We start from the raw sequence: 16,425 nt of genomic DNA, 5'->3' as shown, positions 1-16,425 counted from the left end.
GTCACGCAACGTCCGCGCCGAGTACCAGCCCCGAGGTCGGCACCCCCGTACCCGCGGTGACCAGCACATGTGCGGGGGTGCCCGCCTGGTTGACGGAGGTGCCGCGGAGCTGGCGGACGGCCTCGGCGATGCCGTTCATGCCGTGCAGGTAGGCCTCGCCGAGCTGGCCGCCGTGGGTGTTCAGGGGGAGGGTGTCCGCGGCGACGAAGTCCGAGGCCTCGCCGGGCGCACAGAAGCCGAACTCCTCCAGCTGCATCAGCACGAAGGGGGTGAAGTGGTCGTAGAGGATCGCGACGTCGATATCGGCGGGGGTGAGACCGGCGGTCCGCCAGAGCTGGCGGGCGACCACGTTCATCTCGGGGAGACCGGTCAGACCGTCGCGGTAGAAGCTCGTCATCTGCTCCTGGGCGCGGCCCGCGCCCTGTGCCGCGGCCGTGATCAGCGCCGGCGGGCGGGGCAGCGCACGGGCCCGCTCGGGCGAGGTCACCACGATCGCCTGGGCGCCGTCCGTCTCCTGGCAGCAGTCCAGCAGCCGTAGTGGCTCCACGATCCAGCGGGAGGCTGCGTGGTCGGCGAGGGTGATGGGCTTGTTGTAGAAGTACGCCGCCGGATTGCGGGCGGCGTGGCGGCGGTCGGTCACCGCGACCGGGCCGAAGGCGTCCGGGGCCAGCCCGTAGGTGTGCAGGTAGCGCTGGGCGGCCATGGCGACCCAGGAGGCGGGGGTGAGCAGGCCGAAGGGGAGGTTCCAGCCGAGCGCCGCGCCCTCGGCGGAAGGCTCCCGCTGCTGTACGCCGGAGCCGAAGCGGCGGCCGGAGCGCTCGTTGAACGCGCGGTAGCAGACGACGACTTCGGCGATTCCGGTGGCGACCGCGAGGGCCGCCTGCTGGACGGTGGCGCAGGCCGCGCCGCCTCCGTAGTGGACCCGGGAGAAGAACGAGAGCTCGCCGATGCCGGCCGCCTGGGCGACGGTGATCTCGGGGTTGGTGTCCATGGTGAAGGTGACCAGCCCGTCGACGTCGGCGGGGGTCAGCCCGGCGTCGTCGAGGGCGGCGCGTACGGCCTCGACGGCGAGCTGCAGTTCGCTGCGGCCGGAGTCCTTGGAGAACTCGGTCGCGCCGATGCCGGCGATGGCGGCCCGGCCACCGAGGGAGTCGGGGCGGTGGACGCTCATACCGTGCCCTCCGGGAGGCCCACGGTCACCGTGCCGGTGACGTGGTGGCCGATGCCGTTCGCTCCGACGACCCGCACCACCGCCGCACCGTCCGTCACCTCGGTGATGGTTCCGCTCAACACCATGGTGTCTCCCGGGTAGTTGGGGGCGCCCAGGCGGATGGCAACCTTGCGCAGGGTGCAGCGGGGGCCGAAGTGGTCGGTGATGTAGCGGCCGACCAGCCCGTTGGTGGTGAGGATGTTCATGAAGATCTCCGGGGAGCCCTTCGCGCGGGCCGCCTCGGGGTCGTGGTGCACGTCCTGGTAGTCGCGGGAGGCGAGCGCTCCGGCGACGATCAGGGTGCGGGTGAGGGGGATGGTGAGGGTGGGGAGCTCGTCACCGGCTTTCATGGGGCCTCCGTCCGGGTCCGGGTCGGCTGGTCCGGGGCGGCTGGTCCGGGCGGGTGGTCCGGGTCGGCTGGCCCGGGGCGTCTGGCCCGGGGCGGCTCGTCCGGGCGGGCGGCCGGCGTCGAGCGCTCCCCGGTGAGCAACTCCCCCAGTTCCTCCAGGGCTTCGGCTCCCGAGCCCAGATATCCGGCGAGCTGTCTGCCCCAGAGGAAGTGCCGGTGGACGGGGTGGTCGACGTCGGCGCCGATACCGCCGTGCAGATGCTGGCCGGTGTGCACCACACGGGTGCCCGCCTCGGACGCCCACCAGGCGGCGGTCAGCGCATGCGGCCCGGCGTCCAGGCCCGCGTCCCGGCGCCAGGCCGCCTCGTAGGCGGTGAGGCGGATGGCCTCGATGTCCATGTGGGCGTCGGCGGCGCGCAGCAGCACGCCCTGGTTCGTGGAGAGCGGGCGGCCGAACTGTTCGCGGGTGGTGGTGTGGGACACCGCACGGGCCAGGGAACCGGCACAGACGCCTGCCTGGAGACCGGCGAAGGCGGTGCGGGCGAGGGTCAGGGTGTCGGTGTAGGGGTCGGGGTGGGCGGGGGCGGTGGGGCTGGCGGGGGCGGGGGTCTGGGTGGTGCGGGCGGGGGCCTGGGCGTGCTGGGCCGGGGCCTGGGCGTCGTTGGCTGAGGCCTGGGCGTCGCGGGCGAGGGGCTGGGCGTCGTGGGCCGGGGCCTCGGCATCGTGGGCCGGGGCCTCGGCGTCGTGGCCCAGGCGTTCGGCGGGGGCGCCGTCCAGGGTGAGGCGGCCCGCCGACCACGGAGCGGTGGTCTCGACCGGGTCCCGCCGCGCCCCGGCGTCGTCGGGGCGTACGAGCCACAGCGTCCGCGTGTCCCCGTCCGGCACCAGGACATGGGTGGCCGCGCGCAACCACGGCACCACGGGGACGACGCCGGTCAGCCGCCCCGTCCCGTCCGCCGCCTCCTCGGCCCGTACGCCGCCGCGCCGCGCCGGAAAGGCCCCGGTGGCGACCGCGTCACCGGCCCGCAGCGCCGGCAGCAGCCGCGCCCGCTGCGCCGCGCTGCCGTGCGCGCCGACCGCCAGCAGGCCGTACACACAGGTCGCGGCGAACGGCACCTGCGCCGTCGTACGGCCCTGCTCCTCCAGCATCAGGACGAGGCCGAGCAGGCCGGTCTCCTCCGCGGCGCCCGGCAGACCGGCCGCGCACAGCGCCTTCCACAGTCCGGCGTCGGTGCCGCTGCCGCCCGCGGCGAGGCGCTCCGGTGTGGACAGATCGCCGAAGATCTCCGCGGCCAGCTCACGGGCCGCCGTCTGCTCCGGCGTGGGCGTGAAGTCCATCTCACCCCTCACCACCCTCGGCCACCCGGAAGACCGGCAGCTCCAACTCCTCGTCCGCACGCAGGAATTCGAGCTGTACGGGCATCCCTATCCGCACCTTGTCGTAGGGGATGCCGACGATATTGCTGACCATCCGCACCCCCTCCGCCAGCTCGATCAACCCGACCGCGTAGGGGCTCGCCGCGCCGGGGTCTGCTGCGTCGGGGCCTGCCGCGTCGGAGCCTGCCGCGCCCGGGACCGCCGCCGCGTCCGGACCCGCCCCGTCGGCCGGCTGGTCGGGCACCGTGAAGGCGGGGAAGGGCGGATGGTGCATCACGACGTAGGAGAAGACCGTTCCCGCGCCGCTCGCCTCGACGGTGTCCCAGTCGGGCGCCCCGCAGGCGTTGCACCCCGGCAGCCAGGGGAAGCGCAGCGTCCGGCAGCCCGTGCAGCGCTGGATCAGCAGCCGGTGCCCGCGGACGCCCTCCCAGAAGCCGGCGTTGTCGCGGTTGATGACGGGGCGGGGGCGCCGCGGTGGGCGCCGCTCGGGCGTCTTGCGGTGCTCGGCCGCTGCGGACTGCTCGGCCGCTGTGGACATGCGCTGTTCAGCCGCTGTGCGCTGCTCGGCCGCGCGGGTCGGCTCCGTCGCCTTCGGCCGCTCGACCGCTTGGGCCGGCTCCGTCGCCTTCGGCCGCTCAGCCGTCTTGGGGAGCCGTGCCGCCGGGGCGTACTTGAGGACGCGGAAGCGATGCGTCCCGGCGGGCTCGCCGTCCGCGCGGATGTCCATCCGCGTCGTGATGAAGTGCCCGGTGCCCAGCTTCGTGGTCTTGCGCTCCGACACCGATTCGATCACCGAGTCGAAGGTGATCCGGTCACCGGGCCGCAGCGGCCGCAGATACTCCTGCTCGCAGTCGGTGGCCACGATGGAGGTGTACCCGGCGCTGTCCAGCAGCCGGGACAGTTCGTCGTACGCACCCGAGCGGTCCGCGTGGCCCGAGAGGCCGCCCATCGTCCAGGCCTGCAGCATGGTCGGCGGGGCGATGGCGTCCGGTCCCCGGTAGGCGGGATGGGTGTCACCCACGGCCTCGCACCAGTGCCGGATCATCGGCTCGTTGACCAGGTCCTTCCCCACACCGGCGGCCGCGGTCGGCCTGCCCTCATAGGCCTTGAGCCGCTCGTGTGTGAGGTCAGGGGGAGGACCGTCGCCGGGCCGCCCGGCCGCCGTCGCCCCCTCAGGAGACACCCCTCTCGCCCCGCTCACCCCACTCGCCCCGACCGCCCCACTCGCCCCGACCACCCCGCTCATCGCCGCCCCCTCCGCATCCCCAGCCGCATCGTCGCGACGATCTCCCGCTGGACCTCGCTCACTCCGCCCCCGAAGGTGTTGATCTGCGCCGCACGGTTCATCCGCTCCAGCTCCCCGTCCCCGAAGCCGCCCGGCGAACCGGCCCGTACCAGGGCCGCGTCGCCGGCCACTTCCTGGCACATCCGGTAGACCTCGACGGTGCTCTCCGTTCCCGCGAACTTGGCGCCGCTGGCGTCGCCGGGGCTGAGCGTCCCGGCGCCCACGTCGCCGACCAGCCGCCAGTTCAGCAGCCGGGTGGCGGCCAGCCGGGCGTGCGCCTCGGCGAGCCGGGTCCGTACCCAGGGGCGGTCGGCGGGCCGCTCACCGGTCTCCCGGTCCGGCGTACGGGCGTACGCCAGCGCCGCCTCGAAAGCGTCCTCGGCCTGCATGCCGATGGCTGCCAACGCGACGCGTTCATGGTTGAGCTGATTGGTGATCAGCTGCCAGCCGGCGTTCTCCGCACCAACGAGGTTCCCGGCCGGGACGCGGATGCCGTCGTAGTACGTGGCGGTGGTCGTGAGCCCGCCGACGGTCTCGATCGGCGTCCACGAGAAGCCGGGGGCGTCGGTGGGCACAAGGATGATCGAGATGCCCCGGTGCTTGGGCGCGTCGGGGTCGGTGCGGCAGGCGAGCCAGATCCAGTCGGCCTGGTGGGCGTTGCTGGTGAAGCTCTTGCTGCCGTTGATCAGCCAGTGGGCGCCCTCGGGGTCACCCACTGGCCAGGCGTCCTCGGCGGCACCGCCTGACTGGGCACCCTCGGGGGCACCACCTGGCCGGGCGCTCTCAGGGGCACCACCTGGCCCGGCACCCTCGGGGGCGCCGTCCGGCCGGGCGCTCTCGGGGGCGCCGTCGCCCGGCTGCTTCACCGCGCGGGTGCGGAGGGCGGCGAGATCGGTGCCGGCCTCGGGCTCCGTATAACCGATCGCGAAGACGAGCTCGCCACTGAGGATGCGCGGCAGGAAGTAGTCCTTCTGCTGCTGGGTGCCGTACTTCATCAGCGTCGGGCCGACGGTGTTGAGGGTGACCATCGAGACCGGGGCGCCCGCGCGGTACGCCTCGTCGAAGAAGACGAACTGCTCGTCGGGGCCGCGGCCCTGCCCTCCGTACGCGGTCGGCCAGCCCAGGCCCAGCATGCCGTCGGCGCCGATCCGGCGCAGTACCGCCCGCTGCGCCGCAGCGTCCTCGACCGGCCCGTCCGGCATTACCTCCCGGAAGTACGAACGGAGTGCGGTGCGCAGTCGCTCCTGGTGCGCGGTGGGGGCGAGGTGCACGTCGGCGGCCTCCCCTTCTGGTGGCCGTACGCCCGGTGCGCTGGGTCCGGGCATACGAACGAGCGAGCGGGTTTCTGACTGTCCGTCAGAAACCCGCTCGCTGTCAAGGTCGGCGCAGTGAACCCCGGAGAAGCCCCATTCTCTCCGTGCCGGCCCTGACGTCTCCCCTGCCGGCCCTCCCCTGCCAGCTCTCCCCTGTCGGCTCTCCCCTCTCAGCTCTCCCCTGCCAGCTCCCCCCTGTCGGCCCTGCCCTGTCGACTCTCCCCTACCGGCTCCCCTGCCAGACCTCCCCTGCCGGCCGGCCACCGCGCCCCCTGCGCGGCGGGCCGGATCACCCGAGGTTTTTCAACCGGATCACCCGAGGTTGTTGAACCGGATCACCCGGGGTTGTTGAAGGTGACGGTGGCGTTGGTCTGGTGGATCTCCGTGGGGCCGGACGTGCCGTTCACGCTCGCGGTGTTGTTCTGGTTGGAGGCGCCGGCGCCGTTGGCGACCTGCTGCCCGGTGGTCGAGTTGCCGAGGTTGTCGCCGCCGACACCGGTCCCCGTCTGGCTCGTCGCCGCCGAGCTCGACCCGCTGGTCGCAAAGCCGCCGTTGTCGGCCTGCGCCACGCCGGTGAAAAGCGCGGCCGCAAAGGGCAGCGCGCCGGCCACGGCGATGACGCGGGCAGTACGGATGCTTGCCATGTCTCTTCCTCCTACGGAACACGACTTCTGGTTTTGGCCTGCGGGCTTGCTGGGCCCGCTTGCCGGTCTGCCTGGCCGGCCTGCCTAGCCGGTCCACCTGGCCGGTCCGCCTTGCTCGATCCGGATACGAATTGCTGAACTCCGCTTACTCATCGGGCAGTTGGCCGACCACCGCGATGCTTGCCTCGACGTCGCGAACTCAGCCTTGCCCACGAATCCCCGGTGAACCCGTCGCGAAGCAGCGATTCCCCCGCAAGCATGAGGAACCCCGGGTAAACCCCCGTCGCATCCGTCACCCCGGTCACACCCCCACACCGACGCCTGCCCCCGCCTGGGGCCCGCCCACGGCACGGCCGACGAGCCCCACCCGGCGCACGGACGAACCGGTGCGCGGGCCACTGCACACACGCCCCCCTTCCCTTCGTCGAACATTCGTACGAAAATGGAGCCATGGCCATGCACCGCCGCCATGCCGGAACACCGACCGACCACCCGCCCGATCCCTGGGCCGGCGGCCGCCCCGCCCCAGGGGCCGGTCCGCAGCCCGATCCGCAGCCCAACCCGTGGGCCGACCTGCGCTTCGCCCGGCCCACGGCGGACGCGCCCGCCACCGCTCTCGCCCAGGCACTCCTCGCCGCCGAGGCCGGCTACCCCGTCATCCCGCTGACCCGCAGCAAGCTCCCCGCCCTCCGGTCCCCGCACCGCGGGCACCCCGAGGTCCCGCCCTGCCGCGGCGCCTGCGGCCGGCTCGGCCACGGCGTCCACGACGCGCATACCGACCCGCTCGCCGTCCGCCGGATGTTCGCCGCCGCGCCGTGGGCCACCGGCTACGGCATCGCCTGCGGACGGCCCCCGCACCAACTCATCGGCATCGACCTCGACACCAAGAACGGCGCCGACGGCCTGACCGCCCTCCGGTTCGTCGCCGAACAGCACGACTTCCCGGTCCCGCCGACCGTCACGGTCCTGACCCCCAGCGGCGGCCGCCACCTCTGGTTCACCGGCCCGCCGTCCCCGCCCGTATCGAATTCGGTCGGCCGGCTCGCCCCCGGCATCGACGTCCGCGGCACGGGCGGCTATCTCGTCGGCCCCGGCTCACTCACCACCCACGGCCGGTATGTCCTTGCACCGGATACACCGCACCGCCCCGCCCCCGTGCCGGCCACCCTGCTCACACTCCTCACGGCCCCGCCCCCGACCACCCACCGTGAGCCGCCGTACGGCGTCCCGCCCCAGCCCGCCGCTGCGCTCATACGGTTCGTACGGGCGTCCCCGCCCGGCCAGCGCAATGCCCGCCTCTTCTGGGCCGCCTGCCGCGCCGAGGAGTCCGGCCTCGGCCAGGAACTCGCCGCCAGGCTGACGGAGGCCGCCCGCCACACCGGCCTGTCCGCAGACGAGGCCCGCGCCACGATCGCCTCGGCAGCCCGCCGCCGGTAGGGGGTGGTCGTCCGGCGGCACGGCCAGAACAGACAGCCTGAAGAGACGTCCAGAACAGATGGACCGAAGAGACGTCCCGAACAGACGGACCGAAGAGGCAGCCCGAACAGACCGACCGAGGAGACGGCCGGAACAAACGGACCGAAGAGACTCAGGCCTTCCGCGCCTCGATCAGAAACCGGGTCGTCTGCGCCACAAAGGGCCCCTCCCTGCGGATCAGCTCATCCAACTCCCGCAACCGGTCCCGGTATTGCGCGACCGTGAAGCCGGGCACCATCCACACCACCTTCCGCAGGAAGTAGATGACCGCCCCGATGTCGAAGAACTCGGTCCGCAGTGACTCCGCACGCAGGTCGACCACCTCAAGACCCGCGGCCTCCGCCGCCCGGCGCGCGTCCTCGGGATGACGGCCCCGCCGAATGTGCTCCGGCTGCGGCCCCAGGAAGTACTCCACCAGCTCGAACACACTGGCCGGACCGACCTGCTGGGAGAAGTAGGTGCCGCCGGGCCGCAGCACCCGGGCGATCTCCTCCCACCACACGGTCACCGGATGACGGCTCGTCACCAGGTCGAAGGCCTCATCGGCGAACGGCAGCGGCGGCTCGTCCGCATCGGCCACCACCACCGCGCCGAGCGGATGCAACAACGCGGTGGCCTTGGCGACATTCGGCGGCCAGGACTCCGTGGCCACCGTCACCGGCGGCAGCTTCGCCGCCCCGGCGAGCACCTCACCGCCGCCCGTCTGGATGTCCAACGCCGCCGACGCACGCGCCAACCGCTCACTCATCGCCCGCTGATATCCCCACGAGGGCCGCTCCTCCGTGGCTCGCCCCGCCAGCCACGAGAAGTCCCACCCCTCGACCGATACGGCCTCGGCCTCGGCCACCAGCTCCTCAAATGATCGCGTCATACTCACACAATCACCGCAAAAGACCTGCCTGGCCAACGATTTACGCCTTACGTCGCCCTGCCCGAAGCCTGCCACCCGGCGACCACCCCTCGGGCCCTCACGCCCTCGGGCCCTCACGCCCTCACGCCCAGGTCCGCGCCCTGCCAGACCCCGCGATCACAGGATCAACTCTCCCCGCCGGGCCCCACCAGGAAGGCGAGCTCCGGCCGGTCCCACATCACCGCAGGCGGATTCGCCGGCACCATTCCGACCGGCCGGGCACCCATGCTGCAGTAGAACCCTTCGGCAGGCGGATGCGACACCACCCGCACGCTGTCGAGCCCGGCGCGCCACGCCTCCTCCCGCATGTGCTCAACCAGCCGACGCCCGATGCCGTACCCCTGCGCATGGTCCGCCACAAACATCAGGTCCAGCTCGGCCGGCTCCACCATGAGCGCATAGAACCCCAACACCCGCTCAGAGTCCCGCTCACCCGCGCCCGCACCGTCGCCCCCCTCCTCCACGGCGACAAACACCCGATGCGCTTCGATGTAGTCCGGCCCCACCCGGTACCCCTCGACCATCGAGGAATACCGCCCTTCATAGGCGCGAGAACTCCGCACCAGCCGAGTGAGCCGTTTGGCATCCCGCCCCTCGGCGCGCCGGATCACCACAACCCCCCGCCGGGCCCCGCCCATTTCCCCCACCATCCGCGCACCCACCGTGACCACTGCCCACTTTCCGCATCACACCTGAAAGGTAATTCCGGATTCCACCATTTTACCGCGCCGCCCCACAGCACTCCCGCCCCACGGCAATCCCCATGCCCACCCCACCCCCACGACAATCCGGCAATCCCCGCCCCGCAGCCGCCACATTCCCCGGCAGCCACAAGACAGGGATTCCACTTTCACGCAATGCAATGCAACGCAATGCAATGCGAGTTGACCGGCCGACCAGCCGGACCGGGCGCCACACCGGCGCACCGGCGCACCGGCGCACCGGCCGGTCTCACTCAGCGGCGCCGTAGTCCTCCTCCGGGAACGGAACACGCAGCTGGTCCCAGGACTTCCGCCCCGGCCAGCCGTCCGCGTCCGAGCCCGAGTACCCCAGGGCGCGCTGGAAGGAGGCATAGGCCTGACGGTGCTTGTCATTCCACTTGGGCCCGGGCCCGCTGAACCCGTAAGGGGAGCCGCACCCTTCCTCCACCAGGCGCAGCCCCATCATCTGGATGATCGGGCTGGTCGGCAGCGTCTTGAACCACTCACCACCGGGGAACGGAACGAAGCTGGGATCGCCGGGCTGCGGCTCTCCCGTCGAAGCCTTGGCGACAATCAGCCGCTGTCCTACCTTGATGACGTTGGGATCTGAAATTTTGTTCCAGATCTGAAGCTGCTTCACAGTGGTATGGAAGCGAGAGGCGATCCCGGAAAGCGTGTCACCGGCAATCACGACGTAGTACTTGTCCTGTGTTGTCTGTTGAGTGCCCATGACACTCACGCTAGAAGCCTTTCCAAGCGCCCGCACGTTTTCCCCACAGCAGCCACTGAAGCCCCAACTCCCAACTTCACCGGGGTCATTTTACCGCCGGAGCCCACCACCGGCATGCCGAAATCTCGGCGCACACGACACCACCGCAACGCAACGAAAGGAAAGGAAAGGAAAGGGTGCCTCAATAAAAAGTGGCCCAATAAACCAACTCGGGCGGCTGGGTGCCGGACATCTCCATGCCCGGCACCGGGTACCGACCCTGACACCCGGACACTCCGTCAAAGTTCCCCGAGATCAAAGGCGTTGGCAATGGCCTGGTAGCCGGCGTCGTTGGGGTGCAGCCCGTCCTCGTAGACATAGCCCGGACGCGGCCGGTCCGGATGGGCCGGGTCAGCCAAGGCCTTGTCGAAGTCGACGACCGCGTCATAGGCCCCGCTGGTGCGGATCCAGTGGTTGACCTGCGCACGGAGCCGCTCGACCTTGGCGGAGTAGCCCGGATACCCCTTCAGCGGCACCATGGTGGCCCCGATGACCTTGATCCCCCGCCCGTGCGCCGCGCGGATCAACGCCCGATAGCCCTCGGCGATCTGGCGCGCCGAGACCGGCTTGTGCGACGACGGGAAGCAGGGACCCGTGGCCCAGTTGGCCCCGACATCATTGGCCCCCAGCTCGACAATCACCGTACGCACCCCCGGCCGGTCCAGGACGTCCCGCCGAAACCGCGTGACGCCCTTCTCGCCGAAGCAGGAACTGCTGGTCAACAGCATGTTTCCGGCAATGCCGGCATTGACCACACCGACGTTCCGGCGGGCGGCAACCAGCCGCTCGGCAAGGCCGTCCGTAAAGCCGCCATGAGCCTCCGGCGTGGACCCCACCCCATCGGTGGCCGAATCCCCCAACGCCACCACCGTGTTCCGCCGCTCCCGGAACGGCCCCGACACATCGACCCCACTGAGAAAGTAGGAGGACTCCGAGGACTGACGATAAGCCTTGGCCAGCACATCATTGAGGTGATTCCCGGCGGCCCGATAGGACGTCGTCAACCCGACCCGGTGAAAAGTGGCCGGCCCGGTCGCCCCGGCGAAGTAGAGAGTGACGACCAGATTCTCCAGCGGGGACGTGGACAGCCTCACCGCATCGCCGACCGCCTCACCGCCGGCCGGGATCACCGTCGAAGCCGAGTGTCGACCGGAGTGCCGAAAGGTCACCTTCCGCGTGGTCCCGGGCCAAGCCTGCGCCCCTCCCCCGGACCGCGCGATCACCGCACCGTCCACCCGCAGCGGCGCCTTACCGAACCGGTTGGACAGCCTGATCCGCACCCGGGCCCCACCCGCACTGACCCGGACGACCTGACGAACCGACTGCTGCCGAAAGCCCTTCCCCGACCAGTTCGGAACGTCATCCACGTCCCCCTCGACGGGCTGCTGCACCGCAGCCCCCCACACCTCCGTCCAACGGGCCGCCCGCGGCCCCGCGGCATGCGCATCAGCCACGGCATCCGCATCAGTCGCGGCATCCGCAGCACCACCGCCCCCGCCCGCCGCTCCCCCTGCCCCCACGAGCGCCATCACCATCGCCATCCCCACCAGAGGCACCACACGCCGGGCCGGAACGAACTGAAAGAAACCCATGGGCCGCCCACCTTCACGTCATCAGCAGATGCGCGCCGTTCGCCCACCACAGCAAGCCGACTTCAGCCGCTCCCCCGACGCGCCTCCGCAGTCTCACCCCGGCCCGAGGCCCCCCACATCTGCCATTCGGCAGAGACGTACCGATCAGGACTTGTAGCGGCTCTCGATCTCCTTCATCACTTCGCACACGATGTCCGTCTCCTGCTGGATGTCGGACAGCCGCCGGCGACGCTCTTCCGCGGTCAGGTACGCATCGAACTCCTGCTCCGCCCGCGCCAGGCTGTCGTCCGTCCACTCTTTCCACGAGTCGCACGCCGCCTCGACCCAGTCGTGCTGAAGCTCGATCTCCCTGTTCACTCCCCGCATCCCGGCCCGCAGATCGCCCAGCGGGACGACGACGCGTGAGAAGTGATGAAAAGAGCGCTGCAGGAGATGCAGTCGGCCGGTGTCCGTCAGGGTGGCTATTCGCTTACCCCGGTTCAATTCCGAAGAAGGGACGGTGGCGAGCTTGGAGAAGTCAGCGACATGCGTACCGCCGCGCACCTCACGGTCCCGCAAATTAGCGAGCGGCATCAGCGCATACCTGCTTTTCCAGTGACGGTCCCATGCCTCGTCACCGTCCAGCACTTTCTTGCCGCTGAACTCCTCGACCGCGATCATTGTGACGTGATCCACCAGGGCCGCACCCTTCCGCATGGTGCAGGGATGCAGAAAAAGCATGCCCATTGTGCTTACCAGGCCAGGTAAGTTGACGTTTTCGAAGATGTCGCCCTGATGCCACGGAAGAACTAGAGGAGGGGCGTCCTCGTCCACATCGGGGACGCCCCTGTAGGCGTACAGCTCGCCGATGCACGGAATCTGGTCGAGCTGTTCCGCCATGCACGCCTCCGTCAACTTCGAGGCCGGAGCGATGGCCTTCCGTCCTCGGCAATGAATACTTCGTACTCACTCTTATGGGTACTGCGCCACTCGGGCAGCAGTCGCTCCAACAGCGTAGCCGGTTGTTCGTCTCCTGCGCCCAGTTCGAGCAAATCCACTGCGGTGAGAGGCGTATAGAGATCGAGCGGAGTGACGGTGTACCCGTCAAGTACAGGAAGGGAGATCCACTGAGCGGGATCTGCCACACCCGCTTCACCGAGGATCCGAAGAAATGCGACCAGCCCGGCGAGATTATCTCTGTTATCAGGAGTCACACCGCCGGCTCTACGCCACTTTCGCAACGCCGGAACGCTCACCCCAAGCATCCGGGACATTGCCACCCACGAGAGACCTTGCTCTGTCGACAGATCGCGGAGCATGTCCTCGACCGACAGGGACCGGGCCAGTTCCTGTCGCCTCTCCCGCAGCCACTTCCTGCGGTGGTCCTGGCGCCCCCGCTCATGGCGCCGGTGACGCATGCGCAACCGCTGGCCGTCTTCCCGCCACTGCGCGTCCAGGGCCTGATAGCTGGTGTAGCTCTGCTGCTCCGCAGCCCACTCGGCGCGTGGGCGGATGCTGTCCGCCACGGCCCGCAATACCTCTAAGTCGAGACGACCTCTTGCCCTCGGATCATTCATCCGGATCCCCCCTGAAATGTTTCCTCGCGCGCTCCGTGATCGATGCCTGGAAGAGTTCGCCGGCGGGTCGATGAAGTCGATCGCAGATCTTCACGATTTGATCGGGATCGAACTTCACGGGCTCACTCGGATCCCAGAAGCTATCGATATCGAGAGCAAAGAACCTGCTGTTCTCCGGCTCCGCGCTTTTCTTCCGCCGCACGGCCACGTCCCGGTCGACGATAGTGGTCCCGATGACATCGCCATAGCGAAATCCGGTCCAGCAGTCATCCTCGAGATGGAAGAGAACATGACCCATGGAACCTGCCGCATGACCGCTCGGCAGCAGCCCTTGGGCGGCCAGCAAAGACTCGGATACCCACGTCGGCCAATCAGGATCCGCGGCAGTCTCCCCCGGCACACGAATCTCATTCACATAGCGGACGCCGACCCGGCGGACCATGGCCCCCGGAACGCTTTCCGCCAACGCCGCCAGAGCCACTCCGAGAAACGCATCAAATTTCTCGAACTGCGTGTAGGAAGTCGTATCCACGGTCAGCGCGCTGGCCTTGAGCAGCACGGATGCCTCGGAGTCGGCAGTGAAAGCGCGGAGGGCCGGCAAAACCTGAGGAGGGATGTCTTCATCGACCTCCTCCAGCTTCACGGCGAGTGCGCGCTCCTGCTGAAGCAGTGGAAAAGTCTGCCGGACACCCTCGGCGAATGCATCGCGCACTGCGGGCTGGTTGACCCGTGGCTCATAGGAAAGGGTGATCTCAGCCGTTACATAGACCAGTGGTGCATGGAGGAAGACCTCGCGTCCCGGATACATTGAGACCGCTCACCCCTTCACCTGCCTAGCTGTCTGGACTGTGCCTCACTAGCCCGTTCCCGTGGAACCAGCAGCCTGCATGAGATCGTGTGGCGTATTGCGTGAACCGACCTGTAACCAGAACTGTAACCAGAATCGGGCCCTTCCGCACCCGAAGAACGAGACATTCACTCAATCGCAACGCCGAAATCCCGCCATGCGAGATCCCGGCGACCTGTCCCTTCGACCCTTGCATACCGCTCCAGTGGCCCTGACCTGCTGTTTCAGCGCCGACTTGCCACATTCGGGCCGACGTTCGCGATTCGAACCTGAGGACGCCACTCCCGGCCGCGCGGGCAGTAACACCCTTGCAGCATCCGTCACTTGACGCCCGGCACGCCAAGCAGCATCGAACTTCCACCCGTGCGGCCCACCCCTCAGCGAAGACCGGACATCCACCCTGTGGGCTCGGGCCTGGCGTCGCCGGTCCACTTCCCGACACTCCTTGGCCGCAGCCGCGAACCAACCTGCGGCCACCGTCCTGGGATGCCAACCTGCCGCCGCCGGCCCGCACATGGCCCACAAGGAGGCCATGGGACGGAGGAACCACTGAAGCTGGAGCGGGACACCGCAACTGCCCTGCGGGGGCGGCCACTTCACCCCTCCCGGGGCCGGATCCTGAAGAAGGGTTTCAGGGCTTCAGGCTGTGTTCAGGTTCGGGTCGGCACTGTGGTGGATGTCGGAAGGGCGCGACAGGCCCGCCGGCGGAACAAGACCGCGACACGATCCGGAGGAACGTCCTCATGAAGGCCACCGCCAAGCGCACGCTCACCCCTCGCGCCGTCGTCCTCGCCACGGCTGCCGCTGTCGCACTGATCGGTGGCACGGGTGCCGCGACCGCCTTCGCGAACGACGACGGCGGCCCGGCCCCGCAGTCCTCGGTCCAGCTCCCCCACAACGAGCGCCACCTCGACGACACCGCCAAGGACCGCGCGCAGGTCAAGGCCGACAAGATCAGCCAGTCCCAGGCCACCGCCAAGGCCCTCCAGACCGTCCCCGGCACCGCGACCTCCGCCGAACTCGACAACGCCGACCGCAACGGCTCCCTCGTCTGGGAGGTCGACGTCTTCGGCAAGGACCACAAGAGCCACGACATCACCATCGACGCCGGCAACGGCAAGGTCCTGAGCCAGCACACCGACCGCGACGACGACGCCGCCCAGGACGCCGCCGAGACCCAGGCCCTGCTCAAGACCGACAAGACCGGCCACCACAACGCCACCGACCAGGCCCTCAAGGCCGTCCCCGGCACCGTCGTCTCCTACAGCCTCGACGACAACGACCGCAACGGCTCCACCGTCTGGGAAATCGACGTCCTCGGCAAGGACCACAAGAACCACGACATCACCATCGACGCCGCCACCGGCAAGGTCCTCAACCAGCACATCGACCACGACGACCACGACAACAACGACGACCAGGACGACAACGACAGCGACGACGACTGATCAGACACCAGGCCGCAGCCGCCTGCCTGAAGCCTCCCCCAGAGCCCGAAGGGGCCGCGCCCGCCACTGTCCGGCGTACGCGGCCCCTTCGTCGGTTTCCGGCAAAGACACGGCCCCGGGTCGCGATGCGATGGCCGGGGCCGTGTCCGCCTTCTGCGGATCTGAGTAACTCTTAGCCGCAGGTCACGGGCCGATGACCGCGATGGACTTGATCGTCGCCCCCGGCTTGGTCTGCCCCCAGTGGCCGGGCTTGATGTCGACGGTCTTGCCGTAGCAGGAGACGTCGCTGTAGACCCGGATCTTCCTCTTCGTCTGGTTGGAAACGGTCTTGCCGTTCCAGTCGTAACAACCCGGCGAGGGGTTCACGCCGCTGGTGCGCTTCGTGCCACCGAAGTCATTCTTCGACCACGTGCAGACCGAGCCCTTCCGGCAGACGGACGAGGCAGAGGCAGTCGTGGAGGTGGCGAGAGGCAGCGTCGCGATGAGCGCAGCGCCGCCGAGCGCAATGAGCTTGGTCTTCAAGGGTGGTACTCCTGTTCCCCCGTATGGATCATGGTCAGTAACGAGCATCCCAGCGCCGGATGGCCACGGACAATTGCTTTTCAGCCACCCTCCTCGACGCCGAACCCAGCGCCACTGCTTCACCAGCCCTTGGCCGGCCACATCGCGCGGACCGGCCAGGAAGCCCCGGACAGACCGAAGACACCGGTCATGGCGCATCGTCTTCGGGCCGGGAGCCTGCGGCGAGATCCAGACAAACCGGGGTGAGACAAGACGAACGCAGAAGGGGTGCCCCGCCGAAGCAGGACACCCCTTCTGACCAGCTAGTTCGCTGACCTCTGCGGAGGCTGTGGGATTTGAACCCACGGTGACGTTGCCGCCACGACAGTTTTCAAGACTGTTCCCTTAGGCCGCTCGGGCAAGCCTCCCCGCGGCACCGGTGCGCGG

16 protein-coding genes and 1 tRNA gene are annotated in these 16,425 nt (G+C 69.5%); 2 read left to right on the top strand and 15 right to left on the bottom strand.

Going from position 1 to position 16,425, the window contains the following annotated elements; genetic code table 11:
• Position 1: 1 nt before the first annotated feature.
• The 6 genes from NUT86_RS21700 to NUT86_RS21675 form a co-directional block, all read right to left on the bottom strand.
• Positions 2–1,171, bottom strand: a complete 1,170-nt coding sequence (locus NUT86_RS21700; protein WP_159487272.1) for a lipid-transfer protein — start codon at positions 1,169–1,171, stop codon at positions 2–4.
• Positions 1,168–1,560, bottom strand: coding sequence for a MaoC family dehydratase (locus NUT86_RS21695; RefSeq protein WP_148592066.1), 393 nt, complete (start codon positions 1,558–1,560; stop codon positions 1,168–1,170). Before NUT86_RS21695 ends, NUT86_RS21700 begins: the two co-directional genes overlap by 4 nt.
• Positions 1,557–2,897 carry an acyl-CoA dehydrogenase family protein gene (locus NUT86_RS21690; protein WP_274737156.1) on the bottom strand — a complete coding sequence of 447 codons (1,341 nt, stop codon included), beginning with the start codon at positions 2,895–2,897 and terminating at the stop codon, positions 1,557–1,559. Before NUT86_RS21690 ends, NUT86_RS21695 begins: the two co-directional genes overlap by 4 nt.
• A 1-nt stretch (position 2,898) precedes the next feature.
• Positions 2,899–4,182, bottom strand: a complete 1,284-nt coding sequence (locus tag NUT86_RS21685; protein ID WP_274737154.1) for a bifunctional MaoC family dehydratase N-terminal/OB-fold nucleic acid binding domain-containing protein — start codon at positions 4,180–4,182, stop codon at positions 2,899–2,901.
• On the bottom strand, positions 4,179–5,492 hold the full coding sequence (locus tag NUT86_RS21680) for an acyl-CoA dehydrogenase family protein (protein WP_274740569.1): 1,314 nt from the start codon (positions 5,490–5,492) through the stop codon (positions 4,179–4,181). Before NUT86_RS21680 ends, NUT86_RS21685 begins: the two co-directional genes overlap by 4 nt.
• A 377-nt stretch (positions 5,493–5,869) precedes the next feature.
• Positions 5,870–6,178 carry a hypothetical protein gene (locus tag NUT86_RS21675; protein WP_018093470.1) on the bottom strand — a complete coding sequence of 103 codons (309 nt, stop codon included), beginning with the start codon at positions 6,176–6,178 and terminating at the stop codon, positions 5,870–5,872.
• Positions 6,179–6,628: 450 nt separating this feature from the next.
• Here NUT86_RS21675 and NUT86_RS21670 point away from each other — a divergent pair, with 450 nt between their 5' ends.
• The gene (locus NUT86_RS21670; RefSeq protein ID WP_274737153.1) at positions 6,629–7,615 is read left to right on the top strand and encodes a bifunctional DNA primase/polymerase; all 987 of its coding nucleotides are present in this window, start codon (positions 6,629–6,631) and stop codon (positions 7,613–7,615) included.
• 151 nt (positions 7,616–7,766) lie between these two features.
• Here NUT86_RS21670 and NUT86_RS21665 read toward each other — a convergent pair whose 3' ends face one another.
• From NUT86_RS21665 to NUT86_RS21635, 7 genes are all read right to left on the bottom strand, one after another.
• Complete coding sequence (locus NUT86_RS21665; protein ID WP_274737152.1) at positions 7,767–8,525, bottom strand: class I SAM-dependent methyltransferase; 759 nt, start codon at positions 8,523–8,525, stop codon at positions 7,767–7,769.
• Between the two features lie 164 nt (positions 8,526–8,689).
• A complete protein-coding gene (locus NUT86_RS21660) occupies positions 8,690–9,214 on the bottom strand; it encodes a GNAT family N-acetyltransferase (protein WP_159489224.1) in 525 nt (174 codons plus the stop codon).
• Positions 9,215–9,515: 301 nt separating this feature from the next.
• Positions 9,516–9,995, bottom strand: coding sequence for a LysM peptidoglycan-binding domain-containing protein (locus NUT86_RS21655; RefSeq protein WP_018093466.1), 480 nt, complete (start codon positions 9,993–9,995; stop codon positions 9,516–9,518).
• A 278-nt stretch (positions 9,996–10,273) separates the two neighbouring features.
• On the bottom strand, positions 10,274–11,626 hold the full coding sequence (locus NUT86_RS21650) for an SGNH/GDSL hydrolase family protein (protein ID WP_274737150.1): 1,353 nt from the start codon (positions 11,624–11,626) through the stop codon (positions 10,274–10,276).
• A 144-nt stretch (positions 11,627–11,770) separates the two neighbouring features.
• A complete protein-coding gene (locus NUT86_RS21645; RefSeq protein WP_018093464.1) occupies positions 11,771–12,505 on the bottom strand; it encodes a hypothetical protein in 735 nt (244 codons plus the stop codon).
• A gap of 11 nt (positions 12,506–12,516) precedes the next feature.
• Complete coding sequence (locus NUT86_RS21640; protein WP_127152128.1) at positions 12,517–13,131, bottom strand: hypothetical protein; 615 nt, start codon at positions 13,129–13,131, stop codon at positions 12,517–12,519.
• Between the two features lie 43 nt (positions 13,132–13,174).
• Positions 13,175–13,990: a TIGR04255 family protein gene (locus NUT86_RS21635; RefSeq protein ID WP_093641569.1), complete on the bottom strand. Its 816-nt coding sequence runs from the start codon at positions 13,988–13,990 to the stop codon at positions 13,175–13,177.
• A gap of 782 nt (positions 13,991–14,772) precedes the next feature.
• Here NUT86_RS21635 and NUT86_RS21630 point away from each other — a divergent pair.
• A complete protein-coding gene (locus tag NUT86_RS21630) occupies positions 14,773–15,477 on the top strand; it encodes a PepSY domain-containing protein (RefSeq protein ID WP_274737147.1) in 705 nt (234 codons plus the stop codon).
• A gap of 183 nt (positions 15,478–15,660) precedes the next feature.
• Here NUT86_RS21630 and NUT86_RS21625 read toward each other — a convergent pair whose 3' ends face one another.
• Positions 15,661–15,999 carry a peptidase inhibitor family I36 protein gene (locus NUT86_RS21625; protein WP_018093461.1) on the bottom strand — a complete coding sequence of 113 codons (339 nt, stop codon included), beginning with the start codon at positions 15,997–15,999 and terminating at the stop codon, positions 15,661–15,663.
• Between the two features lie 320 nt (positions 16,000–16,319).
• A tRNA-Ser gene (locus NUT86_RS21620) sits at positions 16,320–16,406 on the bottom strand.
• Positions 16,407–16,425: the final 19 nt, after the last annotated feature.

Source organism: Streptomyces sp. G7(2002) (assembly GCF_028870195.1).
Taxonomy (GTDB): domain Bacteria; phylum Actinomycetota; class Actinomycetes; order Streptomycetales; family Streptomycetaceae; genus Streptomyces; species Streptomyces nigrescens.
This window is presented reverse-complemented; position numbering and strand designations above follow the sequence as displayed.

What these genes read in the sequence shown, in the direction of transcription:
- NUT86_RS21700 (WP_159487272.1), bottom strand. Translation starts at nt 1,171, where the DNA reads ATGAGCGTCCACCGCCCCGACTCCCTCGGTGGCCGGGCCGCCATCGCC.
- NUT86_RS21695 (WP_148592066.1), bottom strand. Translation starts at nt 1,560, where the DNA reads ATGAAAGCCGGTGACGAGCTCCCCACCCTCACCATCCCCCTCACCCGC.
- NUT86_RS21690 (WP_274737156.1), bottom strand. Translation starts at nt 2,897, where the DNA reads ATGGACTTCACGCCCACGCCGGAGCAGACGGCGGCCCGTGAGCTGGCC.
- NUT86_RS21685 (WP_274737154.1), bottom strand. Translation starts at nt 4,182, where the DNA reads ATGAGCGGGGTGGTCGGGGCGAGTGGGGCGGTCGGGGCGAGTGGGGTG.
- NUT86_RS21675 (WP_018093470.1), bottom strand. Translation starts at nt 6,178, where the DNA reads ATGGCAAGCATCCGTACTGCCCGCGTCATCGCCGTGGCCGGCGCGCTG.
- NUT86_RS21670 (WP_274737153.1), top strand. Translation starts at nt 6,629, where the DNA reads ATGGCCATGCACCGCCGCCATGCCGGAACACCGACCGACCACCCGCCC.
- NUT86_RS21665 (WP_274737152.1), bottom strand. Translation starts at nt 8,525, where the DNA reads ATGACGCGATCATTTGAGGAGCTGGTGGCCGAGGCCGAGGCCGTATCG.
- NUT86_RS21660 (WP_159489224.1), bottom strand. Translation starts at nt 9,214, where the DNA reads ATGGTGGGGGAAATGGGCGGGGCCCGGCGGGGGGTTGTGGTGATCCGG.
- NUT86_RS21655 (WP_018093466.1), bottom strand. Translation starts at nt 9,995, where the DNA reads ATGGGCACTCAACAGACAACACAGGACAAGTACTACGTCGTGATTGCC.
- NUT86_RS21650 (WP_274737150.1), bottom strand. Translation starts at nt 11,626, where the DNA reads ATGGGTTTCTTTCAGTTCGTTCCGGCCCGGCGTGTGGTGCCTCTGGTG.
- NUT86_RS21645 (WP_018093464.1), bottom strand. Translation starts at nt 12,505, where the DNA reads ATGGCGGAACAGCTCGACCAGATTCCGTGCATCGGCGAGCTGTACGCC.
- NUT86_RS21635 (WP_093641569.1), bottom strand. Translation starts at nt 13,990, where the DNA reads ATGTATCCGGGACGCGAGGTCTTCCTCCATGCACCACTGGTCTATGTA.
- NUT86_RS21630 (WP_274737147.1), top strand. Translation starts at nt 14,773, where the DNA reads ATGAAGGCCACCGCCAAGCGCACGCTCACCCCTCGCGCCGTCGTCCTC.